This window comes from Robertmurraya korlensis NBRC 107688, from assembly GCF_001591645.1.
Classification (GTDB): domain Bacteria; phylum Bacillota; class Bacilli; order Bacillales; family Cytobacillaceae; genus Robertmurraya_A.
The window spans coordinates 1-14,242 of sequence record NZ_BCVH01000039.1 but is presented as its reverse complement, the minus strand read 5'-3'; the positions used below and the strand labels follow the sequence as shown (position 1 = coordinate 14,242).

Annotated in this window: 12 protein-coding genes; 8 read left to right on the top strand and 4 right to left on the bottom strand. The window is 37.6% G+C overall.

The window, feature by feature from the left end; translation table 11 throughout:
* Window positions 1-44: 44 nt before the first annotated feature.
* The 3 genes from BKO01S_RS23175 to BKO01S_RS23165 form a co-directional block, all read right to left on the bottom strand.
* Window positions 45-1,127, bottom strand: coding sequence for an FUSC family protein (locus BKO01S_RS23175; protein ID WP_066060073.1), 1,083 nt, complete (start codon window positions 1,125-1,127; stop codon window positions 45-47).
* A gap of 208 nt (window positions 1,128-1,335) precedes the next feature.
* Window positions 1,336-5,805 (bottom strand): glutamate synthase-related protein, encoded by a 4,470-nt coding sequence (locus BKO01S_RS23170; RefSeq protein ID WP_066060071.1) that lies wholly within the window; start codon window positions 5,803-5,805, stop codon window positions 1,336-1,338.
* Window positions 5,806-6,203: 398 nt separating this feature from the next.
* A complete protein-coding gene (locus BKO01S_RS23165) occupies window positions 6,204-7,499 on the bottom strand; it encodes a glutamate-1-semialdehyde 2,1-aminomutase (RefSeq protein ID WP_066060069.1) in 1,296 nt (431 codons plus the stop codon).
* Window positions 7,500-7,663: 164 nt separating this feature from the next.
* On the opposite strand from BKO01S_RS23165, the gene BKO01S_RS23160 reads away from it, so the two are divergent.
* From BKO01S_RS23160 to perR, 7 genes are all read left to right on the top strand, one after another.
* The gene (locus BKO01S_RS23160) at window positions 7,664-8,671 is read left to right on the top strand and encodes an ABC transporter ATP-binding protein (protein ID WP_066060067.1); all 1,008 of its coding nucleotides are present in this window, start codon (window positions 7,664-7,666) and stop codon (window positions 8,669-8,671) included.
* Window positions 8,672-8,680: 9 nt separating this feature from the next.
* Complete coding sequence (locus BKO01S_RS23155) at window positions 8,681-9,472, top strand: ABC transporter permease (protein ID WP_066060065.1); 792 nt, start codon at window positions 8,681-8,683, stop codon at window positions 9,470-9,472.
* Window positions 9,473-9,476: 4 nt separating this feature from the next.
* On the top strand, window positions 9,477-10,262 hold the full coding sequence (locus BKO01S_RS23150) for an ABC transporter permease (protein WP_066060063.1): 786 nt from the start codon (window positions 9,477-9,479) through the stop codon (window positions 10,260-10,262).
* A 177-nt stretch (window positions 10,263-10,439) separates the two neighbouring features.
* Window positions 10,440-10,757, top strand: a complete 318-nt coding sequence (locus BKO01S_RS23145) for an ion channel (protein WP_369691016.1) — start codon at window positions 10,440-10,442, stop codon at window positions 10,755-10,757.
* A gap of 77 nt (window positions 10,758-10,834) precedes the next feature.
* Window positions 10,835-11,305 (top strand): thioredoxin-dependent thiol peroxidase, encoded by a 471-nt coding sequence (gene bcp / locus BKO01S_RS23140; protein WP_066060059.1) that lies wholly within the window; start codon window positions 10,835-10,837, stop codon window positions 11,303-11,305.
* A 203-nt stretch (window positions 11,306-11,508) separates the two neighbouring features.
* Window positions 11,509-12,060, top strand: a complete 552-nt coding sequence (locus BKO01S_RS23135; protein ID WP_066060057.1) for a cob(I)yrinic acid a,c-diamide adenosyltransferase — start codon at window positions 11,509-11,511, stop codon at window positions 12,058-12,060.
* A 103-nt stretch (window positions 12,061-12,163) separates the two neighbouring features.
* Window positions 12,164-12,604, top strand: a complete 441-nt coding sequence (gene perR, locus BKO01S_RS23130) for a peroxide-responsive transcriptional repressor PerR (RefSeq protein ID WP_066060055.1) — start codon at window positions 12,164-12,166, stop codon at window positions 12,602-12,604.
* A 66-nt stretch (window positions 12,605-12,670) separates the two neighbouring features.
* Here perR and BKO01S_RS23125 read toward each other — a convergent pair whose 3' ends face one another.
* Window positions 12,671-13,033 (bottom strand): YgzB family protein, encoded by a 363-nt coding sequence (locus BKO01S_RS23125; protein ID WP_066060053.1) that lies wholly within the window; start codon window positions 13,031-13,033, stop codon window positions 12,671-12,673.
* Between the two features lie 154 nt (window positions 13,034-13,187).
* Between BKO01S_RS23125 and BKO01S_RS23120 the strand changes: the two genes are divergently transcribed.
* Complete coding sequence (locus BKO01S_RS23120) at window positions 13,188-14,063, top strand: nucleotidyltransferase-like protein (RefSeq protein ID WP_066060075.1); 876 nt, start codon at window positions 13,188-13,190, stop codon at window positions 14,061-14,063.
* Window positions 14,064-14,242: the final 179 nt, after the last annotated feature.

Sequence of the window (14,242 nt, the reverse complement as noted above, 5' to 3'; positions counted from 1 at the left end):
AATTATGGGGCAGTTCAATAAGGATCAGCTGCTTTTTCCTCTATTTAATCTTGAATTTCCTCGAATTTCACTTCATTGACTTCTTTATGATACGAATGAAAGCTATTAACAAGAACATCTAAATGCTCTAACGTTTCGTCGTACTCAACCATAGCCGAAACTACTTGCATTGTATGGAAAAAGACATTGTCGTCTTCGTGTTCATTGAGTTTATCCTGCTGAGAAAGGAATAAGTTAAATAAATCCTTTCTGTTCAAACAGAAGTTTCCTACCTCATGATTGGGTGGCATTTTTCCCTTTCCGGCAAAACGATACATAATCTGTTCATGTGAATCAATTAAACAATCAAGTTGCTGCTGAAGTTCGTGTTTAAATTCTTCTGGGAGCTGCGAGAGTTCATTTTCATAACGATGCAGCCTTTTTAACACATTGAGTGCACGTTTGGTTGTCGAGACCATTTGACGGTAAATAACAAGCTTCCTAGCCTTAACGATATCATTCTTTTTAAAATAGTTTCGGTCTTCCTTATATAACATATATAACTGATCAAGCTTAACGACCATATCTTTTAGCTTTTCAATATCATTTTTCAGTAAATGATGATCGGATGCATTTCTCGTATTCATCCGTATCCAGCGAGTAATTTCATCCATCATATTTGATATTTTAAAGAACAGCTTATTCTCATACTTAGGTGGAAGGAATACTAAATTAACAATAAATGCAGCGAATATTCCAAGCATAATGGTAGAAAAACGAATGATTGAAAACTCTATAAATGTATCATTAGGATTTTCCATAATCGCGATAATGGTAACGAGTGCGAGTGGAATGGTTTTTTCTATATTTAGCTTAAGATTTATAAGAATAACAATTATAGATGCTAACCCAATAATAGCAATGTTATTGCCAAGTGTTAATACAAACAGTACGGCAATTACCGCACCGATTAGATTTCCCTGTGCTTGCTCAATAATGGTTAAATAAGATCGGTAAACAGTTGGTTGTAAGGCAAAGATTGCAGCAATTCCAGCGAAAACAGGGGAAGGTAATTGAAAGACCTCCGCAAGAAACAAAGATAATACAATTGCAATTCCCGTCTTTAAAATGCGGGCGCCAAGCTTCATAAGTGAATAATTCCTTTCCTACTACTGATAAGTTTTAATAACAATAATGTACTATACAGTGATTAAAATGTAAGTTCAAGGGTTATTTATATGATTTTTTATATATTTTATGATTTTTATTCATTAATATTTTGTAAGCTTTTATTACAAAAAAAAATGCCCGCAAAAAGGGGCATTTTTTCTGGACAAGCATATACGTTTCCAAACATCACTCTGTAGAAACAGATGGATCTGCTTGCTCTTTAACTGGTACTGCTTGAACGAAGTGCTGTTCAGGTTGCTTTAAAAGCTCAGCTAGCTGGTTAGCTTCTTCGTTTTGACCTTGCTCTTGAAGCAATGCAACATATTGACCTAATAGTTCCTGGATATCTTGCTTGCCTTCTTCAGTTAAGTTAGTAATTGAGATTTTAGCGCCTTTAGCAATTCTTCGTTGAAGAGCTTCTTTTGTTAAGCCCATTTCTGGTTGGTGTCTCAAGTAAACAACTCCACCGGTCATACCAGCACAAATCCATGGTCCTGGATCACCGAGAACAAGGCCACGGCCATTTGTCATGTATTCAAAGGCAAAACCTTTAATATTTGCTCTTGCACCAATATTGCCATTTTCATTAGCTGGAATTGGTTTCGTCACTTGACCACCGATAATGATATCAGCACCCGATAAACGAATTCCTGCACGAGCATCTGCGTTCCCTTGTGCAACTAGTAGACCGTGCTGTGCTCCATATCCAAAGCCCTTACCAACGGAACCGTTCAAGTACTTGCCGTTTTTCCCTTGAGCCTTAAAGATAAGGATTTTTCCACCTACTGATGTCTTACCTGTACCGTCTTGTGCGCCGCCGTTAACCTCAATACTGATTCCATCACTGTTATAAGCTCCTAAGCCGTTTCCAGGGATAGATCCCTTTTTGTATTTCAACTGAACAGGAGGGAGGCTGCGGTATGAGCCGTCTAAGCGACCACGAACGCGGTGACAAGATACTCGGCTACCTAATACTCTTTGTTCAGATGTAACACTATGGAACTCACGTGACTGGTGTAACTCATCAACGCTAGCATCTAAATACTCTGCACCCACAGCAACTTGGAGTTGCTTTTCTTCTGCAGTAGCTGCGGCTTCCTTATGATGAAGCTGACCAATTTCAAGAGGCTTTAACAAGTAAGTTAAGTTTAACTGATCTTGACCCTTCGATTGTTCAAGTAGGTCAGAACGACCAACGATGTCTTGAAGATTTTTCACTCCAAGTGATGCAGTAAGCTCTTTCAACTCATTTGCAAATGCTGTGTAGAAGTTTACAATCGCTTGAACTGCTAAATCAGATTGTCTTGGAACGAAACGTCTTAGACCGTGTTCTTTAGCTTGAGCCTCAGAATCAATTTGAGTAGCAATACCAACATGACATGTATCCAAATGACATCCACGGCATGTAGTACATCCGATGGCAATCATTGAAAGTGTTCCGAAACCGATACGGTTTGCTCCAAGAAGCATTACCTTAATTACGTCTTGAACACTCTTAATTCCACCGTCAGCCCAAAGCTCTACATGATCTCTAAGTCCTGCTTCAAGTAGTGCATTGTGCGCTGCCTTAACACCGATTTCAACTGGAAGACCAACATGCTGCAACGCATGAATTCTTGCTGCACCTGTTCCTCCATCGAATCCACTTAGAGTAATAATATCTGCTCCTGCTTTTGCAATACCAACTGCAATCGTTCCGATGTTTGGAACAACTGGAACTTTAACAGCCACTTTTGCTTTGTCATTAGCTGTCTTTAATTCATGAATCATTTGTGCTAAATCTTCAATTGAATAAATATCATGGTTGTTAGATGGTGAAATCAAGTCAGACCCGATTGTTGCGTTACGAGCTTCAGCGATCTTTGCAGTAACCTTAGATCCAGGTAAGTGACCACCTTCACCAGGCTTCGCACCTTGACCAATTTTAATTTCAAGTAGGTTAGAAGAGTTTAATAGCTCAGCATTAACTCCAAAACGACCGGAAGCTACCTGCTGTCCACGTGTAAGTGGATACTTACCAAGCATATCCTTAATCTCTCCACCTTCACCATTTAAGCTGATCATGTTCAGTCGATCAGCACCTTCAGCATACGCACGGAAAGCAATCTCGTTTTGAGATCCGAATGACATGGAAGCAATAACGAAAGGAAGATCATGATCTCCTACTTTTAAGCTAACATCCGCTGCTTTTACAGTAGACTTTACTTTCTTTAAGCTAGTTAGGTGACGAATCGTAACTGGATTCTGCTCTTCTTGCTCAGAGATTTTTTCCTTTAATGGAGTGTAATCTCCAGTGGAGGCAACTTCTCCAATAGCCTTCCAAATACGTGGGAAGAGGTTAAATGTTTTTCCGATTCTTTCTTTTTCATTATGATAGTCTGTTGCTCTTGCAATAGCATCTTCTTTTAGTGTTGCAAAGTTATGCACGGAATGCTCGGAACCAAAGAAATTAACTACTTTAAGTGCGTTTGCAATTTCATCATTTAAGCCGATAGCAGAGAACAGGCGGCTATAACCACGTAGCTCATGGATACCAATTGTAGAAATGACCTTCTCAAGTCCTTTCGTAAGGGCAGAGTATAGGTTAACTAATGGCTTTGTTGATTCATCATATACAGTGATAAACATGTAGTAAGGGCTAATTAAATCTGCGCCTAGACCGAAAGCAACAATCACATCATGTAATGAACGGATGGAAGCAGAACGAAGGAGAAGGGAACAATTTCTTCTTACCTCTGCTTTAACAAGTGCTTGATCAATGGCTGACGTTGCTAAATGAGGATCAAGCCATAAATGACCATCATGATGTGCATGGTTATCGTCAAGTACTAGAAGTGTCTTTCCACTATTGACAGCTTCAACAGCTTCCGATTGTAGACGAGCTAACGCTTCAGCAATAGTCTCCTCCGTCTTCATAGTTGTTGAAATATTAGCTACAAGCTTTTGTTGTCCAAAATGATTCGTTAATTGATCATAGCTAGGTTGATTTAATTCTTTACTGACCTCGTAACCAGCTGATCCCTCTATTAAAATAGGAGTCACTAATTCTAGTACATTACCTGTCTTGTTTTTCGCAAATAAAGAAGGACGTTGTCCGATAATGACACGTGTAGAGAAGTGCTCAGTTTCACGGTCACGGTCAATTGCGGGATTGGTAACAACCGCTACGCTTTCCTTAATATAGTCAGAAAGATTTTTACGATCAGGATTTAAAGAAGCTAATGGTGAGTCATGTCCTAAGGAACGAATTGGCTCAACACCTTTTTCAGCCATCTGTTCTACTAACTGAACGTGATCACGCTCCCAGCCAAATGCCTTATATTGACCGTTGTGTAATTTAGTCGGATAGTTCATAGATACATTCTTCTCAAGAGCTGGTGTTTCCAGACGTAGCCTTGCATCCTTAATATCACATCGCTCAGAAAATCTTTCATATACAGCAGCTTGGTAAGCATCATGCTCATATAGCTTTAATGTGTCGCCATCCCACTTGAAACCTACTTTTTCACCTGGTGCTAATGGCTTCGGCTCATTTACATATTCACTTGAAGGGATAATTCCTGGTTCTGATGAGAACAGATAAGATGTTTCAGTCTCAAGCATCCAAAGTGGACGTAATCCTAGGGCATCAACGCTAAAAGCGGCTTCGTCACCGAAACGGGAGATAATTCCAGCAGGTCCTTGTGCGAAATGTCCCCATGCTTCACGCATATAAGTATATAAATCTTGTAAATGATCAGGGTAAGATTTAATTTCGTTCACAATTGGAGGGAAGACTAGGTCTAGTGCCTCGAATAGTGAGTATCCATCACGACAAATTAATGTCTCCATTGTTCTACTTAAGTCTTGTGAGTCACTACCATCTTTTACAAGAGGTACCCCGACTAAACGAGCTTCATCTCTTAGTTTTGCAATCGTATTTATTTCCCCATTGTGTCCAAGAACACTGAAAGGTTGAACACGGAAAAAGCTAGATAACGTATTAGTAGAGTAACGGTTATGTCCAAGTGTCATCGTTGATGCAACAATAGGATTTGCTAAGTCGGCATAATACTTAGGAAGGATATCGCCAGCACCCATTACTTTATATACAGCATGATATTGGCTTAATGATGCTACATGTACATTTTCATTTTTTTCGAAATCAACCGTCATGTTAAAGAGTTTGTTTGAAAGCTCTTGGCCAGAAACATCTGCTAAAACAGCGAACTGCCAAAAAACCGGATTTTCTTGAATCGCAATAGGTCCTAGTGCAGAAGATTGTGTCACTTCATCTGATTCAAAAACAATAGTAAAATTAGAGTCTTTTAATTTAGCAAATAAATCAGTTTTAATTTCTTCAGGGTTGTGTTTTCTACTAATAAAGATATGACCCACAACAAAGTTGTCGTTATCAACAACGCTTTGGTCAGCTCCGGCATTAGTAAGCTTTTCCTTCCATAATGCTTTTGGAATATCGATGTGAATACCTACTCCATCGCCTTCACCGTTAATAAATCCAGCTCGGTGATTCATGGTCACAAGTGCATTGATACAATTAAAGATATTCTCTCTTGTAGGCTTATTTGATTTTTCTAAGCTAGATACAATACCGCATGCATCATGCTCTTCGCGGTAGAATTCTTTAAATAAAGAAGGGGTCCATTGTTGTGTCATACTTTTCGGCTAATCGGGATTATTTAGTCCCTTAAAAGCCGTTTCACCTCCTGATCAAAGATCTATTTGTTAATAATGGGTTTAAAAAATAGCGGATATAAACGTTGATTTAGCGAGTCAGTGTATTAAAGGGTGGGGTTACTATCTTACCTTGGTCTTTACCTTCTTTGTGAAGTATCACTGGCTGCAAGAAAGGTCGAACTCAAAACAAAATTGTTTAACTTATAATATCATATGAATTTTCAGAAATCAATTAAATATACAAAAAGTTGGATAGGGAAGTAGGAAAAAAATATGGAAATTAAGAGTCTTACACTAGGGTTGGAAGCGTTTTCAATTGAGAAATAGAAAAAAACGGAACCTTTGTAAAGTTCCGTGATGTATAAAATTATGAATAATTATTCGCCCTGTAATAACTCGAATGCATTATTTACGGCATGAAGGGTTGCCTCAATATCTTCTTCTGTATGGGCGATTGTAACAAACCATGCTTCGTATTTAGAAGGTGCGAGGTTGATTCCTTGATGAAGCATATGCTTAAAAAATCTTCCGAACATCTCTCCATCAGTGTCTTCAGCTTGTTCGTAATTAATAACCTTTTCGTCCGTGAAATAAATCGTTAATGCTCCTTTTAAGCGGTTAATGGTTATGGAGATATTATGTTCCTTCGCTGCTTTTAGAATTCCTTCTTCAAGCATAGCACCTAATCGATCTAAATATTCATACACTCCCTCTTGTTTTAACACTTCTAAGCAAGCTATACCTGATAGGATGGAAGCTGGGTTACCCGCCATCGTACCGGCTTGGTAAGCTGGCCCTAAGGGAGCAACCCTTTCCATAATTTCTTTTTTACCTCCGTAAGCGCCGATTGGAAGTCCACCGCCGATAATTTTCCCTAAAGCGGTTAAATCAGGCTGTATTCCTAATAGATCTTGTGCTCCTCCGTACATAAAACGGAAGGCAGTGATCACTTCGTCGTAAATAACAAGAGCGCCTGCAGCGTGAGTCAAGTCATTCACTTGTTCCAAAAATCCTTCTACTGGTTCAACAATTCCGAAGTTACCAACAATCGGTTCAACTAAAACAGCTGCAATTTCACTACCCCATTTTTCCAGTGCTTCCTTAAAGGGCTCGATATCATTGAAAGGAACAGTAATTACTTCTTGTGCTATTGATTTTGGAACACCTGCTGAGTCGGGAGTTCCTAGTGTTGATGGGCCTGAACCGGCAGCAACAAGAACAAGGTCCGAATGTCCATGATAGCACCCGGCAAATTTAATGATTTTGTCTCTACCTGTATAAGCTCGTGCAACGCGGATCGTCGTCATGACGGCTTCTGTTCCAGAATTGACAAAACGAACCTTTTCTAAATTGGGCATTGCCTCTTGAAGCATTTTTGCAAACTTTACTTCATGAGGAGTGGGTGTTCCGTATAGGACACCAGAATCAGCTGCTTTTTTTATTGCTTCAGTAATATGAGGATGAGCATGGCCAGTTATAATGGGACCGTAAGCTGCAAGATAATCAATGTATTGGTTACCATCAACATCCCAAAAATAAGCCCCGTTGGCTCTTTCCATCACTACTGGTGCTCCGCCTCCTACGGCTTTATAAGAGCGGGAAGGACTGTTCACTCCACCGACGATAACTTCTAATGCTTCATTATGTAATCGTTCAGAATTTGAAAATTGCAATGTTACTCCTCCTAGTTAATCAACTGACCTTATTTTAGCATGTTTTCTTCATTTTTCCCCCTTGAACAATTTAGTAAAATTTTTCAGGTAAGTGTATTTGGTTGAGAAGAGATATTCGTTTGGGTACACTATAGTTTGTGTTTGATAGATATGGAGGAAACAAGATGAAAAATGCTATTGAAGTACAGGGGTTAAGAAAAGAGTTTAAATCATATTCTTCACGTTCGGGTCTAAAAGGAGCATTTAGAGACTTATTTTCGAGAAATTATAAAGTATTACATGCCGTGAATGATATTTCTTTCTCAGTAAAGCAGGGAGAAATGGTTGGTTATATCGGCGAGAATGGGGCTGGTAAATCGACAACGATTAAAATGCTAACAGGTATTTTAACACCTTCTGCAGGGGAAGTGATGGTAAATGGGATGAATCCTCACAAGGAACGGGAGGCTTTTGTTCAGACAATTGGTGTAGTATTTGGGCAACGCTCGCAGCTGTGGTGGGATATTGCTGTTCAAGAGTCCTTTCGATTATTAAAGAAGGTGTATAAGGTTTCCGATGAAGAGTATGACCGCCACATGGGGCATGTTATCCAAACACTTGATATAGGGCCGCTTCTGGATAAGCCTGTTCGAAAGCTATCGTTAGGTCAACGGATGCGTTGTGAGCTTGCAGCCGCACTTATTCATAATCCACCACTGTTATTCTTGGATGAACCAACGATTGGTCTAGATGTTCTAGTAAAACTCAAAATTCGCGATTTTCTAAAGGAAATCAATGAAAAATATAATACAACAATCCTACTAACTACTCATGATTTAACGGATATTGAAGCTCTATGTGACCGTGTTGTTATGCTAGATGAAGGTAATATTATTTATGATGGCGCCTTACAAAGCTTAAAAGAAACATGGGGGGAAGGGAAAGAAGTTCAATTTCAATTCATGGAGAATGTCGAAATAACTGACTTAGAGAAATTAACTCGTGACCTCCCTGTAAAGTGGGAGTTAGAAGAGAAAGAACAGCGTTTTATTGCATATACGACAGATGAAGCAGATGCTGTTTCAAATCTAATTGGTACCGTTATTTCTTCCTTTCAAATAAAAGATGTGAAGATAATGGAGGTTTCTACTGAAGAAATTATCCGTAAGATTTATGAGAAAGGCGAAGTATAGGGGTGTAGTATGGATAAATATATAGAAATGATTCGAATACGATTTTTAATGATGTTAGCTTATCGAACGAACTATTACACGGGTATTTTAATTTATAGCATAAATATTGGAGCCTATTATTTTTTATGGAAGGCTATTTATGGAGGGAAGGAGACGATTGAGGGCTTATCGGTTCTCCAAATGACGACCTATGTAGCGGTTGCATGGATGGCAAGGGCGTTTTATTTTAATAATATTGACCGAGAAATGGCCATGGAAATTAAAGAAGGGAAAGTAGCCGTTGAATTAATTCGTCCTTATAATTACTTGACGATGAAGACGATGCAGGGGTTAGGTGAGGGGATCTTCCGTCTACTATTCTTTTCTGTTCCTGGAATGCTAATAGTTTCATTAATTTTTCCAATTCGTTTTTCAGCAGATATTTATACATGGGCACTCTTTTTTGTCTCGATTATCCTAAGTTTTTTTATCAATACTCAAATTAATTTATTAACTGGTATGACTACTTTTTTCCTATTTAATAATACAGGTCTGATACGAGCCAAACGGGTAATAATTGATTTGTTTTCTGGGCTCCTATTACCACTAAGTTTTTTCCCTGAGGGAATTCAAGAGGTACTGAAATTCCTGCCTTTTCAAGGAATCAGTTATGTACCGAGTATGATATTTACAAGTGGGTTTTCCTCGAGCGAGACCGTACAAGCAATTTTTCTCCAAGGTATCTGGGTATTAATCTTAATCGTTCCGATACAGGCTCTTTGGATTTTAGCCAAAAAAATGCTTGTCATCCAAGGAGGGTAATACGATGTTTTATATACGTATGCTTGGGCAATATATGGGTCAATATTTAAAAACTAGACTTCAATATCGTTCAGACCTTGTTGTTGAACTTGTGTCTGATCTACTATTTCAAGCGGTAAATTTAATTTTCATCATTGTTGTTTTTGGTCATACCGACTTTTTAAATGGCTGGAGCCGGGATGAAATTATCTTTATTTATGGTTTTTTTCTCGTGCCATTTGCTTTATTCTCTTCCTTTTTTAATATTTGGGATTTTAACGAAAGGTATATTGTCAAAGGAGAGCTGGACAGGATTTTAACTCGACCTATACACAGCTTGTTTCAAATTGTCCTTGAGCGTATGGAATTGGAATCACTATTTGGGGCAATTACAGGTTTTGTAGTAATGGGCTATGCTGGTGCTCGTCTTGGACTTACAATTAATTGGTACGATCCGATTTTGTTTTGTGTTTTTGTAATAGGTGGAGCGCTTGTGTATGCAGGTGTTTTTATTCTTATTGCATGTATTAGCTTTTGGGCAGATGCAAGAACATCTATCATGCCGATGATGTACAATATTGGTAACTATGGCAGGTACCCAGTAGATATATATAACACGGTAATCCGTTTTGTATTAACATGGATTCTTCCTTTTGCATTTGTCGGAGTTTACCCAGCAGCATTCTTTTTAAGAAGAGAGGAATGGTATATCTATTCCTTTTTGACACCTGTCATTGGAGTTGTGTTTTTTACCATTTCCGTTTTTGTATGGAATGAGGGGGTCAAAAGATATCGTGGTGCAGGAAACTAGACCTTTGTACATGCAGTCATAACATAATTGAGTGGTGCGTATAGTAAAGCGAGGGAGTTCATCTGAAAAGAGGATTTGAATAATATGATATTTTCTCTGTCTTTACTAATTATTTTCGTTTGCCTTTTTATGAGCCTACGATTGCTATTTATTCCCGATAAAATTAAAGGGAAACAAGTGTCATTTGAAAACTTTTTGTTTCTAGCCTTTATTTATGTAACAGTAACAATTGGATTTGGCTTGCTCTATCTCTTATTAGAGATGCATGGTCATGAGGTGTTGCTAGAAACCAACCAAGTAAATAATTCCTTTGGATATATTGAAAGGTTAGCGACTAGTATATATTTTAGTGCCATTACTCTTTTCTCAGTTGGATATGGTGACATATCTCCAGTTGGGATTGCACGGGTTATTGCAGTTTTCCAAGCGTTAATAGGGTATACAATTCCTGCGGCTTTTGTAGCAAGAGCAGTCATTGATATGGAAAAGAATTAAAAATTAACCCTCCAAAGTTGTATTTTAAATGTAAGTTAGATAGGCTAGCGGTATATGAAATATTTGGAGGGGTAAAAATGGATTTAATAGGAAAAGTTGCTCCAGATGTAAAATTACCTGCAAGCAATGGAAAGACAGTTAATCTATCAGATTTTAAGGGGAAGAATATTGTGTTGTATTTTTACCCAAAGGATATGACGCCAGGCTGTACCACACAGGCTTGTGATTTCCGAGATCAGCATGAAAGCTTTGCTGACTTAAACGCTGTTATTATAGGGGTAAGTACTGATCCGATGAGTAGGCATGAAAAATTTATCGGTAAATATGATCTGCCATTTTTATTATTAGCAGACGTAGATCAAAAGCTATCTGAGGCATTTGGTGTTTGGAAGCTAAAAAAGAACTTTGGCAAGGAATACATGGGGATTGAGCGTTCAACCTTTATTATTAATGAAGAAGGTATTGTAGTGAAGGAATGGAGAAAAGTGTCTGTGAAGGGCCATGTTGAAGAGGCGTTACAATTTTTACAGGAAAAAATAACAGCCTAATTTTCTATTTACAGGCTATTGTCCATTCAAATAAACAAGTAGTGAATACATTATATTAGGGCATACCTCCTCAGATACTTTTTAACAGGCTAATCGTAGCCTGTTTTTTTTTTTTTTTTTTAATATGGTGCTTGTAGTTCGATTGAATAATTTAAAACATCAACCACATACATATAGTAAAAAGGAAAACGAAGAGGTGTTTTATGAAAATCTATACAAGATCAGGTGATAAAGGGAAAACTTCGTTGCTTTTTGGTGAACGTGTAAAGAAAAGTGATCTTAGAGTTGAAGCGTATGGGACATGTGACGAAGCCAACTCAGCAATAGGTCTTGCTTTGAGTTTTTTGGTACTAGAGGATAAAGAAGCTGAGAAGGATATAAGAGGAACATTATATAATGTACAAACCACTCTTTTTTATGTAGGTGCTGAGCTTGCTACCCCGGTAGGAAAGGAAGTGAGATGGACAGTTAATGAGGAGCATGTAAGGGAAATAGAGGAATGCATTGATCGGTGGGAAGTGAATTTAAAAGAACTGAAAAATTTTATTTTGCCAGGTGGTCATTCTGCTGCAGCTGCTCTTCATATGGCAAGGACAATTGTAAGGCGGGCAGAAAGATGTGCGGTAGATATAGAACAGGTAAATCCGATAATACTGGCGTATTTAAATCGGCTATCAGATTTGTTATTTGTGACAGGTAGATATGTGAATAGTCTAATGGGGATCAATGATGTAATAGTAAAAGTAGAAAAATAATTATTTAACATTTACACGGCAGGAATATTGACAAAGTATAACACATATTAGTACACTAATTATAAACATTATAAAGTAATAATTTTTACTAGGAAAGAGGTGCATGGCGGTGTCGCATCAATTGAAAGAAGCGCTAGACACGTTAAAAGAAACTGGAGTCCGTATTACGCCCCAGCGTCATGCGATACTTGAATATTTAATAAACTCCATGTCACACCCGACTGCAGATGATATTTATAAAGCTCTAGAAGGTAAATTCCCTAATATGAGTGTGGCAACAGTTTACAATAATTTACGAGTATTCCGTGAGGTTGGCCTTGTAAAAGAACTTACCTATGGAGATTCATCCAGCAGGTTTGATTTTATTACAACTCATCACTATCATGTGATCTGTGAAAAGTGTGGAAAGATAGTTGATTTCCATTATCCTGGGCTTGATGAAGTAGAGCAATTAGCTTCTCATGTTACTGGATTTAAAGTAAGTCACCACCGAATGGAGATTTACGGAACTTGTCCGGATTGTGCTATTAAAGAGGCACATTAATAGCAAAGTAAAACAGTGCGTTTAAATCCTAGACGTTACAAAATAATGCATACAAAAAAAGCTGACTTATATGTCAGCTTTTTTGTTATTTTTACGATTATATTTTTCATCAAATTCCTTGCCTGTTAAGCTAGGGTCGAGTGTAAGGGGCTCATTGCAATACATGCACATATCGACCCGTCCTAATACCTTGGTTGTTTTCTGACAACTTGGACAAACTACTTGAACAGACTTTGTAGATAACATCCCAATCCAGAAATAAACTACGGTGCTCGCAATAATGGATAAAAGTCCAAGGAGCATAAAGAAAGTCATAACTAATGGAGCAGTTCTAAAGAAGATTCCTATATACATAATAATGAATCCAATAAAAATTAAACTTAGTGCAAAAGTTCGGATTTTATTAATTTTGCTAGAGTATTTACCCATGTTTATTCCCTCCTAAAAGCTAAATATATCATACCATTATTGCTGTGATAAATATATAATAAGGAAGTCTGTGTCGAAATTTGACTTTTTATTTTGAAGGAGTTTCATGTTCGACGTCGAAATTATAGCCTATCAAGAATTGGGAGGAATTCCTATGGAAGACTTTCTCCGTCCTTTATATCAGGAACGGGCAAGCCAAGCGAATACACTAGGTGTCTTATTTATAGAAAAAAAACAAAAATCCATTCCTACTACCGATACGTTTGATGCAGTTTTGCTAATTGTTGTAAAGGAAGCGGAACAAGCTGTATTTATCAAACATTACACGTATGAAAACAAAAAGGCTGCTCTACATGTAGTAACAGAAGAGCAAATAAATGAATGGATTCTTCTAGGAACAAATCGAAAAATCTTTGACTGGTTCTATAACGGAAAAATTCAGTTCGATCGGAATGAATACCTTCATAATCTAAAAAAAGAGCTTATGGAGTTTCCTTTCTATGGTCGAAAGGTGAAGATGGGACTTGAATTTGCAAGATTGATTCGTAGGTATATGGATGGGAAAGCGTTCTTTGAAAATAAACATTATCTAGACGCATACAATCACGTGGTTCACTCTCTTCATCATTTAGCAAGATTAGCAGTAATCGAAAACGGCTTTCATCCTGAAGTCACTGTTTGGCATCAAGTAAAACAAATTGAACCAGAGATTTTTAAACTATACTCTGAGTTAATAACAAGTGAAGAATCAATTGAAAAAAGACTTGAGCTATTATTTTTAGCTAGTGAGTTTCTTATCCATTCAAGAACGAAAGCTGGTATTTTGCATCTTCAAGAGGTGTTGTTACAAAAGGATATTTGGTCATTCCAAGAAATTCTAAGTCATGAAGAGCTAAAAGAATACTCGGTAGATTTAAGTATGTTATTAGAATATTTAATAGAAAAAGGCTATATTGAGGTCGTAAATCAAGAAACCAAGGGACAAGGGGTTTTTCATAGATATTATAAAGCGGCAGAAAAATTATCGTAAAAAAATACATTTTTCTGTTGACCTGAATCTTATTTCTTGTTATATTAATATCCGTCGCTACGAAATGTCGCTAAAATGACATTGTAGCTGGCGGAAACTTTTTTAATAAACAGTGTTGACATGGTGATGACGCTGTGTTATATTAATAAAGTCGCCTCTGAGTGATGAGCTGAAAATTG

What these genes read in the sequence shown, in the direction of transcription:
- BKO01S_RS23175 (WP_066060073.1), bottom strand. Translation starts at nt 1,127, where the DNA reads ATGAAGCTTGGCGCCCGCATTTTAAAGACGGGAATTGCAATTGTATTA.
- BKO01S_RS23170 (WP_066060071.1), bottom strand. Translation starts at nt 5,805, where the DNA reads ATGACACAACAATGGACCCCTTCTTTATTTAAAGAATTCTACCGCGAA.
- BKO01S_RS23160 (WP_066060067.1), top strand. Translation starts at nt 7,664, where the DNA reads ATGAAAAATGCTATTGAAGTACAGGGGTTAAGAAAAGAGTTTAAATCA.
- BKO01S_RS23155 (WP_066060065.1), top strand. Translation starts at nt 8,681, where the DNA reads ATGGATAAATATATAGAAATGATTCGAATACGATTTTTAATGATGTTA.
- BKO01S_RS23150 (WP_066060063.1), top strand. Translation starts at nt 9,477, where the DNA reads ATGTTTTATATACGTATGCTTGGGCAATATATGGGTCAATATTTAAAA.
- bcp (WP_066060059.1), top strand. Translation starts at nt 10,835, where the DNA reads ATGGATTTAATAGGAAAAGTTGCTCCAGATGTAAAATTACCTGCAAGC.
- BKO01S_RS23135 (WP_066060057.1), top strand. Translation starts at nt 11,509, where the DNA reads ATGAAAATCTATACAAGATCAGGTGATAAAGGGAAAACTTCGTTGCTT.
- perR (WP_066060055.1), top strand. Translation starts at nt 12,164, where the DNA reads ATGGCGGTGTCGCATCAATTGAAAGAAGCGCTAGACACGTTAAAAGAA.
- BKO01S_RS23125 (WP_066060053.1), bottom strand. Translation starts at nt 13,033, where the DNA reads ATGGGTAAATACTCTAGCAAAATTAATAAAATCCGAACTTTTGCACTA.
- BKO01S_RS23120 (WP_066060075.1), top strand. Translation starts at nt 13,188, where the DNA reads ATGGAAGACTTTCTCCGTCCTTTATATCAGGAACGGGCAAGCCAAGCG.